Origin of the sequence: Clostridium sp. (assembly GCF_029258205.1) — a bacterium.
GTDB lineage: Bacteria > Bacillota > Clostridia > Clostridiales > Clostridiaceae > Sarcina.
Genome location: NZ_JARHZJ010000040.1, coordinates 1 through 21,960 on the forward strand (window position 1 = coordinate 1; position 21,960 = coordinate 21,960).

The window sequence follows — 21,960 nt, forward strand, 5'->3', positions numbered from 1 at the left end:
TCTATCAAAATTATTAAGATGCTAAAAAGGCAAACTTTGAATAAATTTTCTTATACCACTTAAAAAATCAAAAAATGTTCTTAATCTTATTAATAGTTATTACTATTGAAGTATTTAAAATTTAAACTTTTAAAATTTAAAAATTTTAAAATTTTAAAAGTTTTCTGAAAATTTTCATAAAACTTTTTTTATTTCTCTATAAACAGGAGAATAATTAAGTAATTATCTTATTATACTCTTTTTTGTCAAAGTTATACTTGTGTATAGCATTTAATTTAAATTTTTACTCTTTGCAAAAGAACAAGCCATAGGAGTATATTAATATTCATAAAGCAAATAATTTATAATTATAAATTAAATAAAAATTTTTATAAGGTTGTGGAATAAATATGGAAGATAACAAAAGAATTTTGAATAACAAAAGATATTTTATGGTATTTATTTGCTTTTTGATTCAAGCAATACCATATTGTATTTCTCAAAATTTACAAGCTCAAATGCAAGTTCCAGTATCAAAATCAGGCATTATATCCCAAATAGGATTTACAATGTTATACTTTTCAGGAACAATACCAGTTTTATTTAATCCTTTATTAGCAAAACTGTATGGTAAATTTAAAATTAAATATATTTATATAGTAGGGTTAATTATTGCTGGTATATCTTTTGCATCGTATGGACTTGCAAGGAATGCATTAATGTTTAATGCGAGTGCATTCTTTACTCAATTAGGTACATTACTATTTACTGGATTATCATTACCTATTATGATGAATCATTGGTTCCCTGGTGAAGGTAGAGGTACTGCATTAGGTATAGCCTTAGCAGGAGGATCAATTGGTAATGTATTTTTACAACAAGTTGTAGTTAAATTACTTGGAAGTTATGGTTGGCAAAAAACTTATATAATTTTAGGTGCAGTTCTTATTATTGTAGGTATTCCTTTAGCTGTTCTATTCATAAGATATCCTAAACAAAATGAAATTGTAGTAGATCAACAGTCTTCTAATAATTCTAATTCAAAAACTAAAAGAGTTCTTTATGCAGGATTATCAGATAAAGAAAATATGAAAAATAAATATTTCTGGATATTTTGTATAGGTGCATTGTTTATATGTTTTGCTTCAGTTACTTTAGCAACACAAGCTATACCAATTTTAACTGTTAAAGGATTTTCATCTTCAAAAGTAGCGATAGCTGGTTCTGCATATGGAGTTGCTTGTTTAATTGGTAATGTTGGTGGAGGAAAATTATTTGATAAATTAGGTTCATTTAAACCAATGCTTATATCATGTTTAGGTGTTACATTAGGATTATTAATAATTATTTTTATGCCAAAAGGTAGTATGGTTGGATATTTAATACCTATTCTTTCAGGATTAACAATATTTACATTAACATCAGCGCCAGCATATATGCCTTCTGATGTATTTGGATATAAAGATAGTACTCAAAAATTTGCTAAAGTAGGTGTTTTCTATGCATTAGGTAGTGCTTTATCTCCATTATTATTCACAATAACATCTACTAATTTAGGAATATCAACAGCATCTTTAATATTTTTAGTTATAGGATTGATAGGATACTTTTTAAATGGATATTCTATTATAAAATCAAAACAAATGTTTAGTAATACAAAATAAATTTTAAATAGCTATAGGAGTGATTTAAATGTGTACAGGGTTAATATTAGAAACAAAAGATGGTAATCATTTATTTGGTAGAAATATGGATATTGAATTTTCATTCAACCAATCAATAATTTTTTTACCAAGAAATTATGAAGGAATAAACACTGAAACTAATAGAAAGATTAAACCTAAATATGCAGTTGTTGGAATGGGAACTATTTTTAATGAATATCCAACTTTTGCAGATGGATTTAATGAAGCAGGATTAGGAGTTGCAGGATTAAATTTCCCAGAGTATTCATATTATCCTAAAGAAAAATCAGAAAATAAAGAAAATGTTCCAGCATATGATTTTACATTATGGCTTTTAGCAAACTTTAGTTCAGTTGAAGAAGTTAAGGAAACTTTGAAAAACACTTTAATAGTAGATGAAAGAATTAGTGCAAATGTACCAAGTCCTACTTTACATTGGATGATTGGAGATAAAACAGGTAGCTTAATAGTTGTAGAACAATCTAAAGAAGGATTAAAAGTATTTGATAATAATATTGGAGTACTTACTAATTCACCAACTTTTGATTGGCATTTAACTAATTTACGTCAATACTTAAGCATGAGTTATAACCAAATTACATCATTACAAGTAAGTAATGAATCTTTAAAAGCTTTAGGAGAAGGAACAGGGTTAGTTGGATTTCCAGGAGATTTTACACCACCATCTAGATTTATAAGAGTTGCTTTATTAAGAGATGCTATGTTAAAAAATGCCAAAAATTCTATTAATGTTATGGAGTTTTTCCATATATTAAGCAATGTTGCTATGATTAGTGGTTCAGTTGTAACACCAGCTGGTAAAAATGATTTAACTCAATATACAGCTTGTATGGATTTAGATGAAAAAATTTATTATTATAATACTTATGAAAATAATGGAATTAATGCTATAGACATGAAGAAAGAAGATTTAAATGGAACAGAAATAAGTATTTATAAGTATAATACAATTTTAAATATAAATTATGAAAACTAATAAATATAAAATAAATTACATATTATTTTAAGTTTTAAATTGTAATATCAAATTGAATTAGTACTTAATTATGATTTAAAAAATAATTATTATAATGAATATATTTCATCTAATACATAATTTTTAATAGGTTTTATATTTTTATAGCTAATAAGTCAAGATTTATATAATAATACAAAGTTTTTATTTTAAGTTAAAAATTAAATTGAGATTAAGGTAAATATAAAAAATAATGGAGTAGTTCTAAATAGAAGCTGCTCCATTATTTTTTATATCTACCTTTATTGTGGGAAGCATTCAAACAATATAGCAACTAAGCATCAAATTCTAAGAATGAGGATTTATACTATACAGTGAGTAAATTAAAAATAAAAAGAAAATTAAATAATAATATTAGTATCTTCCATAAGCATTGAAAATTGGCTTTTTTTAATCCAACCATTACAATTTATTTTTGATTCTGTATTTAATAATGAATAATACCAAATTTCATTATTTATTTCAGCTTCATCAATAATTTTTACTTGTGATTTTTCTTTAATTTTACTAATGGAAATAGATTCTTCAGAGGGAGCTATGAAAATTGAGGTATAAGGTAGTGTAATTCCATATCTAAATTCAGGCTTATTAAAATTTATTATTAAATTTTTTTTTGAATCATTGTTAGTTTTTTTATAGATTGAATTTTTATATTTTGAAAGTTGATTATTTAAAGTTAAAATTTGTCTTTTGTATTCAGTAATTTTAATATTGCATTGATATAGAACAAAGGCAACTGAACACACGCCCAATAGTATCAAGAAAAGACATAAAAATATCAAATTAAATTACTCCTTAATATTAGTGTTTAATATAATATATTGTTTAAATGTAATATTAATTACATAATTTGTTAAGAATAAAATTTAAAAACAAGCTTAAAATAATAAAGAATTTTAAAAGGTTAGGAGGGATTATCATGGCTAATCTAAATGAATTAGAATTACAAAATCTTCGTCATTTAATAGGAGCTCACTCTACAATTGAGAAAAAACTTGAGTGTTATTCAGAACAATGTACTGATCCAACATTAAAAAATATGTTAAAAAAAGATGCACAAGATGCTAAAAATAGTAAAGAAAAATTAATGTCATTTTTAGGATAGGAGGGACTCAAGATGCAAGAAAAAGAAATGATAAGTGACTATCTTGCTGGAATAAATGCAAGTTTAGCAGGATATGGAAGTATAATTTCTCAATGTGAGAACCAACAATTAAGAGAAACTATACAAAGTATGAGAAATCAAGATGAAGTACGTCAATATGCTCTTTTTAAAGTTGCAAAAGAAAAAGGATATTACATTCCTGCTCAACAAGCAACTCCAGAAGAAGTATCTACTGTAAAACAACAAGTTTCTCAAGGATAAGATGAAACTATCTAACTAATAATATTACATAGAAATTTGTTAAATAAACTTGAAAAGAGGCTATTAGGAAAATTAATAGTCTCTTTTCTATTAAAAAAATAAGTTTGTTATTAAAATAAATATATCAAGAATAAACATAATTATTACTGGGACTATAGAACGTGAAAACCTTAGTTCAGTTTTAATATAATTATAAAAAGTAATTAAAGAAATTACTATTGGTATGAAAAATATAAAAAATAATTTTGGAATATAATTACCTAGTTCTCCACTTGATATTACTTGCAAAGCAACTTTGTTTGGTAAACTTTTAAATAAGACAATATTTATAGCTAAGCATAGTATTAAAAAAAACATATTAATTTTTAAAATTTTTTTGTAACTTAAAATCTTTTGAGTAACCATCTTCTTAATACGCACCCCTTAATATACCTAAATTAAATTTATTTAAAGTCATATATAATAATACTTTTTATTAAGTATATATTAAATTATAAGCTTTTAGGTGTTTTTAACAAAAAGTTTATAGGCTAATAAAAATTAATAAATAACATTTTTAAATACTTTTCCTATAGAATCATTTATAACTAAATCAGCTTTAGAATCAGCTTGAGTTGAACTTTTGTTTATTAAAACTAAATTCTTTCCTCTAAAATAGTTAATAAGCCCTGCAGCAGGATAAACAACTAAGGAAGTTCCGCCTATTATAAGTGTATCTGCTTTAGAAATGGCATCAACAGCACCTCTAATGACATTATCATCCAATGGTTCTTCATATAAAACCACATCAGGTTTAACTATTCCTCCACATTTAGTACACTTTGGTACTCCCCTTGATTTAAGAATAAAATTTTCATCATAGAAAGTATTACAATTTACACAATAGTTTCTAAGAACTGATCCATGAAGTTCAAAAACATTTTTACTGCCAGCCATTTGATGAAGTCCATCTATGTTTTGAGTAACTATAGCTTTTAATTTTCCCATTTCTTCAAGTTTAGCTAAGGTGATATGTGCATCATTAGGTTTAGCATCAGGATAAATAAGTTTAGATTTATAAAAATTAAAAAACTCTTCTGGATATCTCTCAAAAAAACTATGAGAAACTAACTGTTCAGGAGTAAAAGTAATATTAAGTTTTTCATTAAATAAGCCATTAGCACTTCTAAAGTCGGGAATTCCTGACTCAGTTGACACGCCAGCTCCTCCAAAGAAAACTATGTTAGTACTATCTTTTATTATTTCTTTTAATTTGTTTATATTATTATCCATGAAATCATCTCCAAATATTTGTTTATAATTTAATTATAATTTATTTACAATAATATACAATATCTATATGAGAGGGAGTTGACAAGTTAACTAGCGATTAAACTTGTAATTCTTAATTTTTTATATTTTATAATAAAAATTGATATTGAGTAAAATCGTATATATTTAAAAAATAAAGTATTTTCTTACATTAAATTTTTTTAATTAGGTAAAATATAAATATACAAAGTGTAGTTTTAATGACTTCATTGCAGTTGTTAAAGCTACTTTTTTATTTTAGAAAAGATGGTTTTAACTATTTTAGTTAAAAATAGTAATATCTTTTGAGGTGTGCTATGAAAGAATTAGAAAGACTTTTAGGAAGACTAACAATTATCAATATAAAAGAGATTATTATAATTTTTGTTATTATTATAATTGTTTTAATCATAAATAAAATATTAATAACTAACTTGTTTAAGTTGCTAATGATAGGAGCAAGAAAGACTAAAAATTACTTGGATAATAATATTGTTAGAGCTTTAGAAAATCCATTAAAACTTATTGTGTCTTTTGTTGGGATATATTCAATATTTAAGGTTATAAATATTGATTACTTAGGAATAGATTTTTTATCTACATATAAGATTCTAAAAGTAGGCATAATGGTATCATTTATATATTTTGCATATAACTTAACTTTAGAAAATTCATTACTTTATTCTAAGTTACATAAGAATGATGGTGGTAATACTATTGTATTTCCTTTTGTTTCTATAATTATTAGATTAATAATATTGCTAGTTGGAATAATTATAATTGCAAATGAATTTGGATTAACTGGATTTATTGCTGGATTAGGTGTAAGTGGAGTGGCTTTTGCCTTAGCTGCACAGGATACATGTTCAAACTTGTTTGGGGGTATGGTGATAGTTTTAGATAGGCCATTTTCTATTGGAGATTGGATACAGGCTGGTGATGTTGAAGGGGTTGTTGAGGAGATTACATTTAGAAGTACAAGAATAAGAACTTTTTCCATGGCAATTGCTACTGTACCTAATTCAAAACTTGCTAATAGTAACATAATAAATTGGACTCAAAGAAAATTAAGAAGAATTCATTTTAAATTTACTATGGATTGTAAGACATCAATAGAAAGTATAAAAAATTCTGTTAATAAAATAGAAAATATGCTAAAGAAACATGATAAAATAGATAAAAATTTGATAATAGTAAGTTTTAATGAGCTTTCAACTTATGGTTTTGGGATTTTTATATATTTCTATACAGATGAATTTGAATATTTAAGATATGAAAAACTTAAGGAAGAAATAAATATAAAAATATTAGAGATATTAAGAGAAGAAAATGTTAGGTTAATGTTTTTAAATTTTGATTTTAAAGGTTTTGAGAGAAGATCTGGAAATTTTAGTCTTGAAAACACAGAGTTGGAATCCATAAAAAATATTACTGAGGAGGAGAGAGGCATATGATAATTAGGTTAGAAGCATGTGTTGGAAGTTATAAGGAAGGAAAAAGAGCTGAGAAATTAGGTGCTAATAGAATAGAGCTTTGTGATAATTTATCTCAAGGTGGAACAACACCAAGTTATGGAACAATTCTTCAATGTAAAAATGATATGAATATAGACATTAATGTAATTATTCGACCAAGAGGAGGAAATTTTATTTATTCTAAAGAAGAATTGAGCATAATGAAAAATGATATAAAACTTTGTAAGAATATAGGAGTAACAGGAGTAGTATTTGGATTTCTAAAGGATGACAATACTTTAGATTATGAAGTAACTAAGGAATTTGTTAAGTTGGCTAAACCTTTAAGCGTTACATTTCACATGGCCTTTGATGAAATAGAAAATAAGTTTGATGCCTTAGATAAACTTATAGATTTAGGTGTAGACAGAGTTTTAACAAAGGGTGGGCTTAATAATGCTTTTAAAAATAAAGAAATTTTAAAAGCATTAGTTGAATATGCCCAAGATAAAATAATAATACTTCCAGGTGGAGGTGTTACTAAAGATAATTTTCTAGAGTTAAAAGATTATACCAATGCTAGGGAGTTTCATGGTAGCAAAATAGTAGGAAAGTTATAAAACAATAAAATGATTAAAAATAACTCTTAATATATATAATTAATCTTTTAAAACAGTAAAAACAACTCTTTACAATTATAATATTTAATGATTTAAGTTACATACTATGAAGGGATTATTTATAATAATGCCTAAGTTCTAACAAAAGATAAAAGTTAACTTATAAAAGTAACTAATGCTTAAATTTAATGTAAATTATTTGTAATAAGTAGTTTGTATAATTAAGTTAAATGAATTTGTTGGGAGTGGTAAAGGTGTTAGAGAAGATGATATTAAGTGATAAAGAGTGTGAATATATTACTAAAAGTATAGCGGGAGGAGTTTTAATAGGACTTGCTTTAGGAGCTTTGTTCAATAATCCTCAGTTTGGATTTGCATTAGGTGGAGTCATTGGAATAGTATCTTCTTTTATTTATACTTTAGTAAAAAGAACTAAGATTAAATAAGATAAAAAGTTAATAAATTAATATATAAATAAGTTTGTTAAGTTTTATAGTACAAAATTAACATAGTGTTGATTTCTCTCTACTTAAACTATAAGACCATTTTAATATAAAAGTTATAAATGTAAAGAAAAAAGAAGCATATTAATTTGCTTCTTTTTTTATTCCTAAACTAATAGGATTACTATTAGAAGAAGGTTTTAAATTATTTTTTGTATTTGTAACTTGAAGAGATTCTATAACTGGAACAATAATTGCAGCTACAAAGCCACCTGCAAGTCCATTATTATATAAGTTTAATCCTCCATGTAATTGGCCAATATTAAAAACCATAAATATGTGAAGAAATCCTGCTATTATTCCATAAGGCCAACCATAGTAACCTGAAATAGGAGCTAATCCAGTACTAAATAATATACAAACTACTGTAACAGGAGAATTTATATCTGAGATGCTAATTAAAGATGCTAATGAAGCTCCTATAATTAATGGAATGGAATTAGCTAAATTTTTTCCGTAGCATCCAAAACCAGCCATGGAGAAAATAGCTCCAATTGTTGGTCCATTTAAATCACCATTTATAAGTAAAACAAAAAGTGTTGAGAATATACAAAGTAATCCCATATTAAAATAGCAGCTACTTCCATAGATTGAAAAAAAGTCACTAGGGAAAATACCATGTTCTTTATTAATTTTTACTTGATCATTTAATACTATTTTTTTTGATTTATCTAGTATAAAACTACAAATTATAAAATAAGCACTTATAGCAAATAAAAATATAATATATAAGTTATTATTTCCTTTATGCCATATAGAGTTTGTTTCAAAGTTATGTCCTACTGCTCTCATTAAAGACATTACTGCTATGGCTATAATTCCTCCAGCAAATCCAACGTTATAAAGTGAGAAACCAGAATGAATTTTAGATGCATTTTTAGCAATTGGAGGAAGAATAAATCCTATTATTGTTCCAACTAATGCACCCATAATAGCTCCAGATATAGGATGAACTCCTGGGAAGAATGAAAATTGACTTACTGTAGGGGCTAGAGAAGTACCTATAGTATTTAAATAGTTATGGTTAATATAATAATACTATGAAATTATTATATTTTCTCCATCCCAAACTATATTATTAATAATACCTCTTATGGCATTTTGCTTTTCTTTCATATCCATATTCCCAAAATCCGCTACGAAGTGTTTTCTATTTTTTTCTTTTAAAACAAAATCTTCTTTATTGTAACTAGATGCAATCTCTTCTTTTTCTAACAAATCTATTTTATTTTGTAGATCATTTATATCCACATTTACAGAATTCATTTTTTCTATAACTATATTTGCTAAGTTAGAATCTACTAAAGCAAGTTTATCAATTAATCCATCTAATATTTTTTTCTTTTCTTCCAGTTCTTTAATTATAGATTTTTTAATCTTAGAATTATCTTTATTTGCAACATTTTTATTTTTATTAATTCTATTAAAAAAATTAACATCTTTTAATGCAGTTAAAGTAGTACATTCAACTTTAGTTACATCAACGAAACTATTTCCACATTTATCATTACATGCAAAATAAAATTTTCTGGTGCCATCTTTCCTTTTATATCCTAGTACAATAAGCATATTAGCCCCGCACTTGCATTTAACCATCTGTGCTAAAAAACTTTTATTGCTAATACGAGGAGATCTTTTCCCTTCAAATGTTTTGAGCTTTTCTTGTACTCTAATAAATGTATCTAAATCAACTACAGCTTCATGTTTACTTATAGTAGCAATCTTATCATTATTTCTTATTACTTTTCCACCTATAACTTTATTTTGTCCATAAGGTAAGTAGCCATATCCGTTGGGTTCTCCAATAACTTCATAATTTAAAACTTGTTTTAGATATATATTTGCATCTTTAGAACTTTTTAAATAAGTTATATTACGAAGTATTCTACTTATTTTTTTCTTACCAAAATTAAATTCTACTGCAAGTTTGAAAATGCTTTTGCCATTTATAAATTCATTAAAAATATATTTTATATTTTCTTCATCTTCTAATTCTAAGTACTTTCCACCATCTATAGCTATTACCTTATATCCAAAAGGTGTGTTACCTCCAGTCCAGCGACCTGAACGAGCTAAATTAAGCATACTATCACTTACTCTTTGTTTTATATTTTCTCTTTCCATTTCAGCTAAAGATGCTAATAGTGTCATCATTAATCTACCAGCTGGAGTAGAAGGATCATATTTATCTTCAACGCAGATTAAATCAATTCCATATTCTTTTAAAGTATTAAATGTTGTAAGAAAATCTAAAGTATTTCTAGCTATTCTATCTAATTTATAGCAAGCTACAATATCAAATTTACCTTCCATGGCATCAGTCATTAATTTTTGAAATGCAGGTCTATTAGTATTTCCGCCACTAAAACCATCATCTTTATAGACAGTAAACTTATTTTCACTTTTAAAATAATTCTTAATAACTTCTGTTTGAGCTTCTAAGGAAATTGAATTTTCATCTCCCTTTACAGACTTTCTAATATAAAGTGCAATTCTTTTCATATTATCACCTCGTACTATATTAAATTTTATAGAATATATAAGCTTAAATATTAAAAGCATTAGATATTAATTTATCTAAAATTTTTAATATTTAAGTTTTCATTTGGAAAAGGATAAACTTCTTCACCATAAAAATTGAGTAGTTTTAATGGCTCAAAATATAATAAATAATCGTTTCCAACAAAATACACACCATATTTACGTTTATAAAATTCAATTGCTTCATAAAAAAAGCTTTCAGTAATATTGAAATATTCTGTAATTCCTTCTATAGAATTAATACCTATTAATAACGCTTCCATTAAGTTATTAATAGGTATTAAGTTTTCATAAGACCATTTTCTAGCCAATAATTCTTGTTTAACATCTTTTACATCTTGTAATTTTGTTATATTACCAACAGTTAGTTTATAATGTCCTATTTCTTCTGCTAGCAAACAATATTTTTCTTCAGTAGTAGTATTTTTATTTATATATATTATGTTTCCTTTACATTTAGCACAGGGTTTATTACTTTTACAATCAACTTCAACTACAAGAACTCCTTCATTTTCTGCTTTCATTAATAATTTTTCATATTTGTTCATTGTAAATATTCCTCCAAGTTAAAAGCTATTTTTTATGAGTTCTTTCGTATTCAGCAATAGCTTCATCCATAAAGTCTTTTTCTTCATCAGTAAGATTATCATCATGGCAAGCAATAGGCATAAGATATTCTTTACCTGGTTCTTCCCATATTTTTTTTTCTCTTTTAGGAAGATCAGTAACATTATTTTCTTTTTGATACTTAGGTAGTTCGGCAAGTTCATCAATTCTTTTTATTGCTTCTTCTTTACCATAATCATTTAATTTATTAAAACTATTTAAAAGTTTATTTTCAAAAAAGTTTTTATTATGATTATTTGCAAATTGTAACATTCTTTCTTTATAATCATCTAGATTAATTCTTTCCATAGGAACATCATATCCCATTAACCAACTTTCATTAACATTTAAAGCCATACCCAACATAGAAAGTTTTTCTTGTCCTGGTTTTACTTTACCAGATAAATATTGACTTATATCTGATTTATTTATTTTAACATTATATTTATTACAAAAAGGTCTTAGCATTTCTAATAAGTCTACTTGTCTTAAATTACGTTCTTTCATTATGTTTTTTAATCTAATAGAAGTATTTTCAAGTTTCATATAATCATTCCTTTCATAGTAATAGAATATTATATTTTGAACAAAAGTTCAAGATGTTAAACGAAAAAGTTAAAAAAATTGAACAAAAGTATTGACACGCATATTATGCCATGATAATATGAAATTGTTCAAAGAATTGAACTTGAACGGTAGGAGGTGTTATGAATGGCTTTTGATTATGACAAATTAAGAGGAAGAATTATAGAAAGATTTAGGACTCAAAGAGAGTTTGCAAGAGCATTACAAGTATCAGAAAGAACTTTGTCATTAAAACTAAATAATAAGATTTTCTTCTCTCAAGATGAAATTAAAAAAGCATCTGAACTATTAAATATAAGTTTAGAAGAAATACAAATCTATTTTTTTAGAAAAAAAGTTCAATAAATTGAACTTTGGAAGGAGTGATAAAACATGAAGAATTTAGAATTAAAAACAATTGAAGTTGAAGGGAAAGTAATTCTAGTAACAGATAGTAGAGAGGTAGCCTTAAAAACAGGCAAGGAACATTCAGAATTATTGAAGGATGTAAGAAAATATATAGGCTATTTAGCCGAAGGGAATTTTCACTTGGGCGATTTCTTCATAGAAGATTCTTATAAAGATAAGAACAATCAAGAAAGACCATGTTATCAACTAACAAAGCAAGGTTGTGAAATGGTAGCAAATAAAATGACTGGTAAGAAAGGTGTTTTATTTACTGCAACTTATGTCCAAGCATTTAATCAGATGCAAGAGCAATTAACATTAGGAAAAGAACAAAAAGCAATCGAAGGACTTAATAAAATGGTTGAAGATATGCAAAAGAACTTGATAGAACAAAAGGAAACTATCGAAGAATACAAGAGTATGTGCAAGATTAGTTGCTCCAAGAAACGTAACTATACAGATTACATTAAGAAAAGATTAGGAATTACTAAAGCTAATAGTGAGTTTGAACAAGTTAAGGCTAGAGTGTTTTTAATACTTAATATAAGCAAATGGGAAGATGTAGAGTTAGAAACTTCTAAAAATATCTTAAATGTTATTGATGAAAGCATAACAGTTATTAAGAGAGAAAGACCTTATAAGCAAATGAGCTATTTTGATGAAGCTATAGGATAGGAGGAAAATATCATGGTTGGAAAATTTGTAACAACAAAAACAGATTTAGAAGTAAGAACTACTAATATACAAGTAGTTGAAATTGGAGATTTAGCATTTGAGAAGGATGAAAGATATCCTTGGGTTGATGTTTATTTAATTGGTGATGAAGGTAGAGTGGAGTTTCTTGAGCAAATAGATGAAGAAGAAATGCCAACAGGATTAGAGGAATTAAGAGTATTTGCTTTAAATTGGTATTTTAAAAATGTTGAGGTAGTTAATAAATAATCAATTTTCCTACATGGGAATATTGATAACATGTTGCCGATATCAGCAATATGATAAGACCATATTGTTAAGTTCAACAAAATGAAAGGAGAGATTTAAGATGGAAAATACAGAACAAGTAATAGAGGAAATGGAAAAAAAGTTAAAAGAACAATTTGATTTGTTATATGAGGTAAGTAAAGAGTGTGAGCCTGAAAAATTAAAAGATTTAACTGAATCTATGTTAGTTATTTATTCTGCTCTGTATCGTTATTAATAGAATTATATATCGTATTATATGCTTCAGATATAGCTTCAGCATAGTTCTTATCCTTATGGAAAGTTAAACTAACTATTTTGTCAGAGATAAGTTTAGTAAGTTCAAGAGCTAATTCTTCTTTAGTCATTTTATCACCTCCTTTCAATTAGGTGATAAAATTCAGGCGCACGACAATATAATAGCATTTATTGATAAATTTTACAAAATGGACAAGTATCAGTAAACAGTGAATCCCTCTGATACTAAGGGAATGAATAGTACAAGCTTTAATTAAAATCCCATTAAAGCTAAGGGTGAATATTTTAAAAAAAGGAGAATAGAAATGGCTAAAAAGAAATTTAAACCTATAGAGATAGATTATAGTAAGTTAAGAAAATGTCCAGTTGATACTCCTATTCCAGTTTACTTTGCAATAAGTGAAGAGGAATTAGAAGAGAGAATGGCAAGAGAATGGGAAAGAACTCAGAGGTTAAAAGAAGAAAAGAGGTTAAGAGAAAAATGCTTACAGAAGCAGGAAGAATAATCTTAGGGATAATATCAATTTTTACAACTTTATATCTAAGTGTACATTTTATGATTAAGAGCTTAGATGAAAGAGAGCCAAAGCAAAGCTTTAAATATTTAATATTAAGTGCGTGTAATATGTTAGCTTTAATATTTGCAACAAATGTAATTTAAAAAGGAGGAACTATGATAAAAATAGAGGAACACTTTGGCTTGGTTTATAGTACTGCTAAAAGTTTTTATGAATTAAGCAATAAAACAGTAGATGAAATTAATTCAGCTGCAATGTTAGGTTTAGTATTAGCAGCAAAAAAATTTGATGAAAGCAAAGGTTTTAAATTTACTACATTTGCTATAGCTACAATAAGATGGAGCATAATAAATGATATTTATAGAGATAAAAACAATTATATAAGAAGACGCATTGGAAATAAACAAGTCTATGAAAAATTAAAAACCACTTTTTCTTTAAATAAAATGTTTGATGAAGAAAAAGGAATTGAATTTATAGAGTGCTGTGCTAGTAAATTCGATATGGACAGGTATATAGAAGAGCTAGACTTAAATATTGCTATAAACAAGCTTCCATATAAAGAAAAACAAATAATAAATATGCTTTTCTTTGAAGAAAAGACACAAAATGAAGCAGCTAAATTATTAGGAACTACTCAAGTTCAAATTTCTAGAATTAAGAGTAGAGCAATAAATTCATTAAGAAAAAGCCTTGTAGGATAGGAGAGCAAGAATGAGAAAAGTTAATACAGGTTGCTTAGTAATTTTAATTGTACTAATTGTAATTTGGAGCATTATCTACTATGTAGTTTACAACATATTAGGTTGGTTAATCTCATGTTAGAACTAACTAAGAAGATTACAAATAGTGTACAAGAAAGATTTAGTAACTTAACAGTAGACAAACCTCTAAACGTTTTAATAGAGGAAGAAATAAAAAGAGAGTGCATTGGCACCGACCAAAGTAACCAATGTACTCATAAAAAGATTCAAGAAGATTATAACACAGTCTAAGGAGGTGTTGCTATGGAAAATATACCAGATTGTTGTTATGAGTATAGACTCAATAGAGAAGAGTCAAGAACAGTAAAAACTTGTACTGAATGTGGTTATAGCATATATGCAGGTGAAAAGTATCTTCCTATTGGAGATAAGATAATATGCCGTGAGTGCTTAGATGAACTTATAGAAGAGGCAGAGGAGGGATTCTAATGGAAGAGAGATTAGAGTGGCTTAGAGAAAGACAGAAAGGAATAGGTGGCTCCGATATAGGAGCTATCCTAGGATTAAATAAATATAAAACAGCTTTTGAAGTTTATTTAGAAAAAACAGAACCTATTTTAGAAGTAGGAGAGCAATCAGAATCAGCCTATTGGGGAGATCAATTTGAAGAAGTAGTTGCTAAAGAATTTGAAAAGAGAACTGGTAAGAAAGTAAGAAGAGATAGAAGGCACTTTCAAAATAAAGATTATCCATTTATGGTTGCTAATATTGATAGAAGAGTTGTAGGAGAAGATGCAATTTTAGAATGTAAAACAGCTAATCAATACTTAGCGAAAGAATGGGAAAGTGAAGAAGTACCAGCCAGTTATTTAGTTCAAGTTCAGCATTATTTGGCGGTTACAGGAGCAAGTAAAGGATATATAGCAGTTTTAATAGGTGGACAAAAGTTTATTTGGAAAGAAGTTGAGCGTGATAATGAACTTATAGAGTACATTATTGAAGCAGAAAAAGAATTTTGGAATATGGTCCAGGAAAAAACACCACCTGCATTGGATGGATCAAGTGCTGCAGAAAAATGGGTTAATGAAAAATATAAGAATGTTAATGAAGGTGAAACTATCAATTTAGATTCATCTTGGAGAGATTTACTTAATAAAAGACAAGAGCTTAAAGATTATAGAGATGATGTGGATAAGCAAATTAAAGAAATAGACAATCAACTAAAACAAAATATAAAACACGCAGAGTATGCTAATGCTCCAGGATATAACATTAGTTATAAATTAGTAAGTTCAAAAAGACTGGATGGTTCAAAAGTTAAGGCATTACTTAAAGATGAGTATGAGGATTATTTAAAAGAAACTATAAGTAGAAGATTAGTAATTAAGGAGGAAAAATAATTATGGCAACAGCATCAAGTTTAAAGAATCAATTAGCAAAGAAAGGAACTGGTAACAGTTTATCAATAGGTAATACAGTTAAGGGGTTGATTGAAAATCCAAGCATAAAGAAGAGATTTGAGGATGTATTAAAAGAAAAGGCACCTCAATATACAAGCTCAATAGTTAACTTAGTTAATTCAGATACAAACTTACAAAAGTGTGATGGAATGAGTGTAATTGCAAGTTGTATGGTAGCAGCAACAATGGATTTACCAGTAGATAAGAACTTAGGATATGCATGGGTAGTGCCATATGGTAATAGAGCTCAATTTCAAATGGGTTATAAAGGTTATATTCAATTAGCATTAAGAACAGGTCAATATAAAGCTATAAATGTAGTTGAAATAAGAGAAGGCGAATTAGTTTCATGGAATCCATTAACAGAAGAAATTGAAGTTGATTTTGATAAAAGAAAATCAGATGCAGTAATTGGATATGCAGGATATTTTAAATTAATTAATGGATTTGAAAAGACAGTATTCTGGACCAAAGAAGAAATCAATAATCATGCAAATAAATTTTCAAAAACATTTAGCTCAAAGAATTCAGTTTGGAAAAGTAACTTTGATGCAATGGCTAAGAAAACAGTATTAAGAAACTTATTATCAAAATGGGGAATTTTAAGCATTGAAATGCAGAAGGCATATACAGCAGATGAAAATTTAGTAAATAAAGATTTAATGGAAGATGTAGAAAATGTACAAGCTAATATAGATTATATTCAAGATGAACATGAAGCAGAGGAAGTTATAAATGCTGATTATACAGTAGACAGTAATGGAGAAATCCTTGAAGGTCAAGAAAATATGTTTGAAGGAACACCACTAGAAGAATAGGAGGAGGTTGTTGTGGCAGAAGGATGGATAAAGCTTTATAGAAATATCCAAGAACATTGGATATGGCAAGATCCACAAAAGTTAAAATGGTGGCTAGATATCATCCTTCTAGCTAACCATAAAGAAAATAAATTCCTATTAGGGAATGAATTAATGGAAGTAGAAAGAGGAGAACATCACACTTCCGAATTGAAATTAGCTGAAAGATGGGGAGTTTCAAAAACAACCGTAAGAAAGTTCTTAAAGTTGTTAGAAAGTGAACAAATGATTGAATTAAAAAAATCAAAAAAAGGTACCACCTTGAAAGTTAGTAATTACAATGATTATCAAGATTTTTCAGAGGGTGAAAAAACCATAAAAAAACCACAAAAAAACCATAGCGTATACCATAAAGAAACCATAGAAGAACCATACCGTATACCACAAAAAAACCATGAGGTATACACAAACAATAATGAAAAGAATGAGAAGAATGAAAAAAATGATAAAGAAGGAAAAGAAGGAGAAGAAGATAACTCTCAACCAACTTCTCCTCGCTCCTATCCTTCTCCAATATATGCCTTATTAGCTAACTATTTAACAGATATTACTTATAGGACATTTTTTGAGGGGGCAGATATTAAAGAAGAAAGTGGAGTTATAAAAATCAAAGCACAAAATGAATTTTCTAAAGGAGCTATACAGAAATATATTCAAACTTTAGAAATTCAAACTAATAAAAAAATAGAGGTGATTTAATTGAAAGTTAATTTACTTGATATGTACACACCGTATGATCTAGCATTAAAGACTTATAAAGATATAGCAGCTAAAAAAGAAAAGAAAGAAAAAGAAGCTTACGCTTACTTTAAGTGCAGAGATGTTGGACTTAGAAAAAGATGGAGCGTAAAGGTTGGAGGATATAGGTGGTAGTAGTTACAGGAAAGATAAGAGGAAAGGCTAGACCAAGGATATGTAGAGGTCATGCCTTTACTCCTCAAGATACGGTTCAATACGAAAAGTTGGTAAGAGAGTGTTACAAAGAGCAAGACGGAAGATACCTAGAAGGGACTGTAAGAGCGTTAATAATTGCTTACTATAAAATACCTAAGTCTTATAGTAAAAAGCGTGTACAGGCTATAAGAGAGGACTTAGAAAAGCCAACAAAGAAACCAGATGCAGATAATATAGCAAAAATTATATTGGATAGCCTAAATGGTATTGCTTATAAAGATGATAGTCAGGTTGTAGAGCTTAGAGTTAAAAAAGAATATACGGAAGAACTTGAAAGAGTTGAATTTGAATTAAATTAATAAAAAGTGTTCTTTTAAAATTGAATAGTTCGGTGTTTACAAAATATGTTATAATTAATTGAGAATAAAAATAAAGTAAATTGAGGTAGTAGGAGAGATATTATGGGAAGAAAGAATAACTTTGAAGAGTTTACCGATTCGCAAGATGCAATTAGACAGTATATGCGTTCTAAAAAAGGAAATAACTTTATGCATAAAGCAAGAGTAGTAGTTTATTCTAGCGGAGAAACCATATATAACAGTATTTTAAAGGTAATTCCAAGTATAGAAACTAATAATTCAGTGTTTGATATAATCGGCGATGAAGAATTTGAACGATATTATTACACTAAATATAATAACGAGTATCAGAAGTTTACATTTATAAACGATATACTTTCAATTAATGGTAATGATAGAAAAGGAAATTTCATTGAGATTGATATAATAAGCATATAAGAGTAAATCGAATTGCTTTGAATATCCAACAAATTTCAGTTTGTTAATTAGAATATTAAAAATATAAATGAAACAATAAGTATAATTTAAATACCGTATTATTCACAATGAATATGCGGTATTTTTTTATCTAAATTTATAGATTAAGAGAAGTGATATATGATAAATAATCAAATTAGTTTCTTTGATAAACCAAAAATAAAGTTACTGGAGGATTGGACAAGGCTCCATCCTCTATTAACTAAAAATAGCGTGTGGGAGGTTTTCTTGGAAAGAGAGAACTATTGCATTATCTTAATAGATAAAACGTTCTATGGAGTTTATAAGAAAGATACGGAGAGGTGTTAAAGATGAAAGCTTATAGGGTGTATTTACAAGATATGTGGATTGAATATGGTATTGAATATGCATTATCTTATGATACTGCATTAAGAATATTCAATAATAAGTTAAGGGATTTAATGAAAGATACTAAAGATGATTGGTGCGATAAAGTAGATTTTGGAGAAAAAGTTCTTAGCTTTAGAGATGAATTAAAATGGCATGAAGATATTAAAATAGTATTTAGAAAAAATCCAATAATTATGTACAAGGATAAAGAAGGATTAAAGGCGGATATTTATCATTGGGGAGAGCCAGATTATGAATATGGTGACGGCGATATTAAAAATCAAACTATAATTTTAGAAGAAATTGAGATAAATGAGTAAGTTGGTGTGAAAAATGGAAGTGTTACAAGGACAAGTAAGCATCTTTGAGTTGGTAAAAAAAGATGAAAAAAGCTTTGATTTCATAATTCTTGTTTATAAAAGTGTAGGCTCTTATAAATCTTATAAACCAAAGGAGAAAATAAGGTTAGTAAAAGGCATGAAAATCTATTATATAGGATATGAACATTCTGGATTCGGATATTATGATTGCATCATTAAAGAAGTTAGAGAAGATAGTCTTGTTATATATGATTATTTAACAGGTGAAAATAAGGAATTGTCTTTTAAAGATTATGATTTAGGAGCAATGGAGATAGAACCATTTGCTCCATTACCAAAAGGAACAAATTGTTCGAATTATTTAAATAGTTTAGAAAGTTTAAAAATAAGAGATATAGATTTAAATGATTATAATGATGAAGTAGAAGCTAGGGATTATTTTAACAACATTAAAAAATATGTTAGGAATAGAAAGTATATCGTTGGTTAGAAGGTGTTTAGAGTGATAGAAGGACAAATGAGTGTATTCGATTTTAATACTCTTCAAGGTGAAGAAAAACACATTAAAGTTCCTTATGCACAAATGGTTGTTATATTAGAAGCTTTACATAACTTTAAAGATTCTATAGAAAACAATATACCAGAAGATAATGTGATTGGAGAATTAAGATTCAAGGATAAGTTAGATGATGTTAATTATCTTATAGAAGTTATAGAGCAGGGAGCAGAATATAACTTTCACAGAAGATTAGATAAATGCAGGATAAAGAAGAATAAGACTGATGATGCAGGAATTGATGCTCTTAGTGCAGGTGTTGTTTTAAAAGAGGAAAAGAAAAAAGAAGGTGAAAAGTAATGAGAGAGTTAAAACTTGTTAAAGGAGAAGTTACTTGTAAAGTGGATATAGCAACTTTAGTTAGCACTACTTTGAATGATGAAGAGATAGAAGAAATCTTAAGTGATATAGCTATGGAAAGAGTTTCTATGTGTGATATGACTGATAATATTAATATATTGGAAGATGATATTAAGATTAAATTACTTGATAGGGAATGCGAAGAGTATCAGGATCAATATTTATGTGAATCTGAAATAAAAGAGTTATTAGAAAAATCATACGAGAGAAAAGAGGAAGTTATAGAAATATTACCAGGACAAATAGGATTTAATATTTAAGGAGGAACTATGGACAAGACATTATTTAAAAGGACAGAATGGCAACTTTATAATTACTTTGAGAATGTTTCAAAAATTGAAGCTTATGAAAGCAAAAGATATTTATTAAAAAAGAATATAGAGGAATTAGAAAGAAAAATTAAGACAACAGATGTAAGTTTAAGTCCAGATGTTAAAAGTATAGGATTTAGTGAGAGAGTTCAAACATCTAATGATGGAATTAGTGCTGCTGAAAAGAATATGATTAATCTAATTGAAAGATTAGAAAGAGAGATAGAGAAAAAGGAAGGTAAGATTGTTGATTTAGAATTATCTATAATGAAGATGAAGGAAGATAATAAATCTTTGGATAAATTCTTTGATAGTAGGTTAAAAGATTATTGGAGAAAGCTTTTAGAGTATAAGTATGGAGATGGTGATTCAAATATAGAAATTTGTGAAAAATTAAATATAAGTGAAACTAAGCTTGTAAAAGATAAGAAAAAAATAATTGAGAGGGTATCAAGATGGGGAGATAGTTTTCTATCATAAATAAGGTGGAAATTTTTCAATAGTTTTTGAACTGTTTTTGAATAGTTTTTTCGATAAAATATATGAGATAATATGTATGAGGACAGAGTTAATAGTTCATTGTATTTTGTGTATGATATACACACCTCCTTTTAAAATTCGGATATATAAAGCAAGGTGTAAAAGCCTTGTATCGTGGAAGGTCTATTGGTTAGCTTAAAGATGGTTCAAATCCATTGCCTTCCTAAAAGCTCCCTTTGTTATTCTTAAGTTTATTTAATTTCAAACTAAAAACCTAACTAAGCAGGATTAAGTTCCTGCACATGGAAAGTTACTCAAGTGGTTAAGAGGGCAGATTGCTAATCTGTTAGTAGGCTTTATGTCTAGCAAGAGTTCAAATCTCTTACTTTCCGCCATTAAAAAAATAAATAACCTCTGGATTACGGAAAAGAATCTAGTTTCGGCTAGGTTCTTTTTATTTACTAAATTTTATTAATAAATCTTTTAATTAGTATATAATTAATGTTAAAGAATTTTAAATTAGGAGGTTTATAATTAATGAAATTTAAGTATATTAAACAATTTTTAGTTTATATTTTAGAGGTTTTTATAGTAGCAATTATATTTGTTTTAGTTATTAATAAGATATATCCGATAGAGACCTCTTATGAAAATGTTGAAAGATTTTTTACTGGGATTGTAGTTTATCAAGGATTAGTCTTTGTATTTAATAAGAATTTTTTAGATTCAGAAAAAGATATGGCTTTATCATATAAAACTTATTTGAGATATTGTAAGTTATATTTAGAAACTAATTCAGATATAGTATTAGATACTGTTAAAAAGAGATTAAGTGATATGGATTCAGATAAAATGTTCTTAAGTAATGAATATAAAAAAGCATTTTTGAATGCATATAAGATGATTGAAAATAATAATTTATCAAATTCAGAGAAAATTATTAAGATAGAATGTGAAATAATTAATGTGGAGCACTTGAGTGAATTTGAAGATTTAAAGTGGAATAATTCCTTGATATTAAAATTTTTAAAATAAATGAGGTG

The 21,960-nt window shown here is 27.0% G+C and carries 34 protein-coding genes, 1 tRNA gene and 1 pseudogene; 29 read left to right on the top strand and 7 right to left on the bottom strand.

Annotated features, from left to right (window positions below; genetic code table 11):
• Window positions 1-389: 389 nt before the first annotated feature.
• Window positions 390-1,643 (top strand): MFS transporter, encoded by a 1,254-nt coding sequence (locus Q1J60_RS05410; RefSeq protein WP_300259369.1) that lies wholly within the window; start codon window positions 390-392, stop codon window positions 1,641-1,643.
• A gap of 28 nt (window positions 1,644-1,671) precedes the next feature.
• Window positions 1,672-2,661 carry a choloylglycine hydrolase gene (gene bsh / locus Q1J60_RS05415; protein WP_300259371.1) on the top strand — a complete coding sequence of 330 codons (990 nt, stop codon included), beginning with the start codon at window positions 1,672-1,674 and terminating at the stop codon, window positions 2,659-2,661.
• 380 nt (window positions 2,662-3,041) lie between these two features.
• On the opposite strand, the gene Q1J60_RS05420 is transcribed toward bsh, so the two are convergent.
• Window positions 3,042-3,482, bottom strand: a complete 441-nt coding sequence (locus Q1J60_RS05420) for a hypothetical protein (protein WP_300259373.1) — start codon at window positions 3,480-3,482, stop codon at window positions 3,042-3,044.
• A gap of 137 nt (window positions 3,483-3,619) precedes the next feature.
• On the opposite strand from Q1J60_RS05420, the gene Q1J60_RS05425 reads away from it, so the two are divergent.
• Together Q1J60_RS05425 and Q1J60_RS05430 are read left to right on the top strand one after the other, a co-directional pair.
• Window positions 3,620-3,805, top strand: a complete 186-nt coding sequence (locus Q1J60_RS05425) for a hypothetical protein (RefSeq protein WP_004455885.1) — start codon at window positions 3,620-3,622, stop codon at window positions 3,803-3,805.
• A 12-nt stretch (window positions 3,806-3,817) separates the two neighbouring features.
• On the top strand, window positions 3,818-4,066 hold the full coding sequence (locus Q1J60_RS05430; protein WP_300259375.1) for a spore coat protein: 249 nt from the start codon (window positions 3,818-3,820) through the stop codon (window positions 4,064-4,066).
• Window positions 4,067-4,606: 540 nt separating this feature from the next.
• Here Q1J60_RS05430 and Q1J60_RS05440 read toward each other — a convergent pair.
• On the bottom strand, window positions 4,607-5,338 hold the full coding sequence (locus Q1J60_RS05440; protein WP_300259377.1) for an NAD-dependent protein deacylase: 732 nt from the start codon (window positions 5,336-5,338) through the stop codon (window positions 4,607-4,609).
• A gap of 335 nt (window positions 5,339-5,673) precedes the next feature.
• Between Q1J60_RS05440 and Q1J60_RS05445 the strand changes: the two genes are divergently transcribed.
• The 3 genes from Q1J60_RS05445 to Q1J60_RS05455 all read left to right on the top strand — a co-directional run bounded on the left by Q1J60_RS05445 (window position 5,674) and on the right by Q1J60_RS05455 (window position 7,876).
• Window positions 5,674-6,810: a mechanosensitive ion channel family protein gene (locus Q1J60_RS05445; protein WP_300259379.1), complete on the top strand. Its 1,137-nt coding sequence runs from the start codon at window positions 5,674-5,676 to the stop codon at window positions 6,808-6,810.
• Window positions 6,807-7,430 (top strand): copper homeostasis protein CutC, encoded by a 624-nt coding sequence (locus tag Q1J60_RS05450; protein WP_300259381.1) that lies wholly within the window; start codon window positions 6,807-6,809, stop codon window positions 7,428-7,430. Before Q1J60_RS05445 ends, Q1J60_RS05450 begins: the two co-directional genes overlap by 4 nt.
• Before the next feature lie 254 nt (window positions 7,431-7,684).
• Window positions 7,685-7,876 carry a hypothetical protein gene (locus Q1J60_RS05455; RefSeq protein WP_300259383.1) on the top strand — a complete coding sequence of 64 codons (192 nt, stop codon included), beginning with the start codon at window positions 7,685-7,687 and terminating at the stop codon, window positions 7,874-7,876.
• 141 nt (window positions 7,877-8,017) lie between these two features.
• Here Q1J60_RS05455 and Q1J60_RS05460 read toward each other — a convergent pair.
• From Q1J60_RS05460 to Q1J60_RS05475, 4 genes and pseudogenes are all read right to left on the bottom strand, one after another.
• Window positions 8,018-8,941, bottom strand: a pseudogene (locus tag Q1J60_RS05460) (DUF1576 domain-containing protein); the annotation flags it as partial.
• 30 nt (window positions 8,942-8,971) lie between these two features.
• Window positions 8,972-10,435 carry a recombinase family protein gene (locus tag Q1J60_RS05465; RefSeq protein ID WP_300259384.1) on the bottom strand — a complete coding sequence of 488 codons (1,464 nt, stop codon included), beginning with the start codon at window positions 10,433-10,435 and terminating at the stop codon, window positions 8,972-8,974.
• 71 nt (window positions 10,436-10,506) lie between these two features.
• On the bottom strand, window positions 10,507-11,022 hold the full coding sequence (locus Q1J60_RS05470; protein WP_300259385.1) for an ImmA/IrrE family metallo-endopeptidase: 516 nt from the start codon (window positions 11,020-11,022) through the stop codon (window positions 10,507-10,509).
• Window positions 11,023-11,047: 25 nt separating this feature from the next.
• On the bottom strand, window positions 11,048-11,626 hold the full coding sequence (locus Q1J60_RS05475; RefSeq protein ID WP_300259386.1) for a transcriptional regulator: 579 nt from the start codon (window positions 11,624-11,626) through the stop codon (window positions 11,048-11,050).
• 165 nt (window positions 11,627-11,791) lie between these two features.
• Between Q1J60_RS05475 and Q1J60_RS05480 the strand changes: the two genes are divergently transcribed.
• From Q1J60_RS05480 to Q1J60_RS05495, 4 genes are all read left to right on the top strand, one after another.
• Window positions 11,792-12,010, top strand: a complete 219-nt coding sequence (locus Q1J60_RS05480) for a DUF739 family protein (RefSeq protein ID WP_300259388.1) — start codon at window positions 11,792-11,794, stop codon at window positions 12,008-12,010.
• A gap of 27 nt (window positions 12,011-12,037) precedes the next feature.
• On the top strand, window positions 12,038-12,727 hold the full coding sequence (locus Q1J60_RS05485; RefSeq protein ID WP_300259390.1) for a Rha family transcriptional regulator: 690 nt from the start codon (window positions 12,038-12,040) through the stop codon (window positions 12,725-12,727).
• Between the two features lie 12 nt (window positions 12,728-12,739).
• Window positions 12,740-12,994, top strand: a complete 255-nt coding sequence (locus Q1J60_RS05490) for a hypothetical protein (RefSeq protein ID WP_300259392.1) — start codon at window positions 12,740-12,742, stop codon at window positions 12,992-12,994.
• Window positions 12,995-13,094: 100 nt separating this feature from the next.
• Window positions 13,095-13,250 (top strand): hypothetical protein, encoded by a 156-nt coding sequence (locus Q1J60_RS05495; RefSeq protein ID WP_300259394.1) that lies wholly within the window; start codon window positions 13,095-13,097, stop codon window positions 13,248-13,250.
• Here the strand turns inward: Q1J60_RS05495 and Q1J60_RS05500 are convergent.
• Complete coding sequence (locus tag Q1J60_RS05500; protein ID WP_300259396.1) at window positions 13,222-13,380, bottom strand: hypothetical protein; 159 nt, start codon at window positions 13,378-13,380, stop codon at window positions 13,222-13,224. The genes Q1J60_RS05495 and Q1J60_RS05500 overlap by 29 nt on opposite strands.
• A 195-nt stretch (window positions 13,381-13,575) precedes the next feature.
• Between Q1J60_RS05500 and Q1J60_RS05505 the strand changes: the two genes are divergently transcribed.
• The 18 genes from Q1J60_RS05505 to Q1J60_RS05590 all read left to right on the top strand — a co-directional run bounded on the left by Q1J60_RS05505 (window position 13,576) and on the right by Q1J60_RS05590 (window position 21,952).
• A complete protein-coding gene (locus tag Q1J60_RS05505; protein ID WP_300259398.1) occupies window positions 13,576-13,776 on the top strand; it encodes a hypothetical protein in 201 nt (66 codons plus the stop codon).
• On the top strand, window positions 13,704-13,931 hold the full coding sequence (locus Q1J60_RS05510; protein WP_423249108.1) for a hypothetical protein: 228 nt from the start codon (window positions 13,704-13,706) through the stop codon (window positions 13,929-13,931). The genes Q1J60_RS05505 and Q1J60_RS05510 overlap by 73 nt, the downstream gene beginning before the upstream one ends.
• 12 nt (window positions 13,932-13,943) lie before the next feature.
• Complete coding sequence (locus tag Q1J60_RS05515; RefSeq protein ID WP_300259400.1) at window positions 13,944-14,492, top strand: sigma-70 family RNA polymerase sigma factor; 549 nt, start codon at window positions 13,944-13,946, stop codon at window positions 14,490-14,492.
• A gap of 114 nt (window positions 14,493-14,606) precedes the next feature.
• Window positions 14,607-14,783 carry a hypothetical protein gene (locus tag Q1J60_RS05520; protein WP_300259401.1) on the top strand — a complete coding sequence of 59 codons (177 nt, stop codon included), beginning with the start codon at window positions 14,607-14,609 and terminating at the stop codon, window positions 14,781-14,783.
• Between the two features lie 12 nt (window positions 14,784-14,795).
• Window positions 14,796-14,981 carry a hypothetical protein gene (locus tag Q1J60_RS05525; protein WP_300259403.1) on the top strand — a complete coding sequence of 62 codons (186 nt, stop codon included), beginning with the start codon at window positions 14,796-14,798 and terminating at the stop codon, window positions 14,979-14,981.
• Entirely contained in the window at window positions 14,981-15,892 is a 912-nt protein-coding gene (locus Q1J60_RS05530; RefSeq protein WP_300259405.1) for a YqaJ viral recombinase family nuclease, read from the top strand. The genes Q1J60_RS05525 and Q1J60_RS05530 overlap by 1 nt, the downstream gene beginning before the upstream one ends.
• A gap of 2 nt (window positions 15,893-15,894) precedes the next feature.
• Window positions 15,895-16,770: a recombinase RecT gene (locus Q1J60_RS05535; protein WP_300259407.1), complete on the top strand. Its 876-nt coding sequence runs from the start codon at window positions 15,895-15,897 to the stop codon at window positions 16,768-16,770.
• A gap of 12 nt (window positions 16,771-16,782) precedes the next feature.
• A complete protein-coding gene (locus Q1J60_RS05540) occupies window positions 16,783-17,508 on the top strand; it encodes a GntR family transcriptional regulator (protein ID WP_300259409.1) in 726 nt (241 codons plus the stop codon).
• Complete coding sequence (locus tag Q1J60_RS05545) at window positions 17,509-17,682, top strand: hypothetical protein (protein WP_300259411.1); 174 nt, start codon at window positions 17,509-17,511, stop codon at window positions 17,680-17,682.
• Window positions 17,676-18,062: a RusA family crossover junction endodeoxyribonuclease gene (locus Q1J60_RS05550; protein ID WP_300259413.1), complete on the top strand. Its 387-nt coding sequence runs from the start codon at window positions 17,676-17,678 to the stop codon at window positions 18,060-18,062. The genes Q1J60_RS05545 and Q1J60_RS05550 overlap by 7 nt, the downstream gene beginning before the upstream one ends.
• Before the next feature lie 102 nt (window positions 18,063-18,164).
• A complete protein-coding gene (locus Q1J60_RS05555) occupies window positions 18,165-18,500 on the top strand; it encodes a hypothetical protein (protein ID WP_300259415.1) in 336 nt (111 codons plus the stop codon).
• 350 nt (window positions 18,501-18,850) lie between these two features.
• Window positions 18,851-19,210 carry a hypothetical protein gene (locus tag Q1J60_RS05560; protein ID WP_300259417.1) on the top strand — a complete coding sequence of 120 codons (360 nt, stop codon included), beginning with the start codon at window positions 18,851-18,853 and terminating at the stop codon, window positions 19,208-19,210.
• 13 nt (window positions 19,211-19,223) lie between these two features.
• Window positions 19,224-19,700 (top strand): hypothetical protein, encoded by a 477-nt coding sequence (locus tag Q1J60_RS05565; RefSeq protein WP_300259419.1) that lies wholly within the window; start codon window positions 19,224-19,226, stop codon window positions 19,698-19,700.
• A gap of 12 nt (window positions 19,701-19,712) precedes the next feature.
• Window positions 19,713-20,066 (top strand): hypothetical protein, encoded by a 354-nt coding sequence (locus tag Q1J60_RS05570; RefSeq protein ID WP_300259421.1) that lies wholly within the window; start codon window positions 19,713-19,715, stop codon window positions 20,064-20,066.
• Window positions 20,066-20,386, top strand: a complete 321-nt coding sequence (locus Q1J60_RS05575; protein ID WP_300259423.1) for a hypothetical protein — start codon at window positions 20,066-20,068, stop codon at window positions 20,384-20,386. The genes Q1J60_RS05570 and Q1J60_RS05575 overlap by 1 nt, the downstream gene beginning before the upstream one ends.
• Before the next feature lie 9 nt (window positions 20,387-20,395).
• Window positions 20,396-20,917 (top strand): PH domain-containing protein, encoded by a 522-nt coding sequence (locus tag Q1J60_RS05580; RefSeq protein ID WP_300259425.1) that lies wholly within the window; start codon window positions 20,396-20,398, stop codon window positions 20,915-20,917.
• A gap of 304 nt (window positions 20,918-21,221) precedes the next feature.
• A tRNA-Ser gene (locus Q1J60_RS05585) sits at window positions 21,222-21,312 on the top strand.
• Window positions 21,313-21,454: 142 nt separating this feature from the next.
• Complete coding sequence (locus tag Q1J60_RS05590; protein ID WP_300259427.1) at window positions 21,455-21,952, top strand: hypothetical protein; 498 nt, start codon at window positions 21,455-21,457, stop codon at window positions 21,950-21,952.
• Window positions 21,953-21,960: the final 8 nt, after the last annotated feature.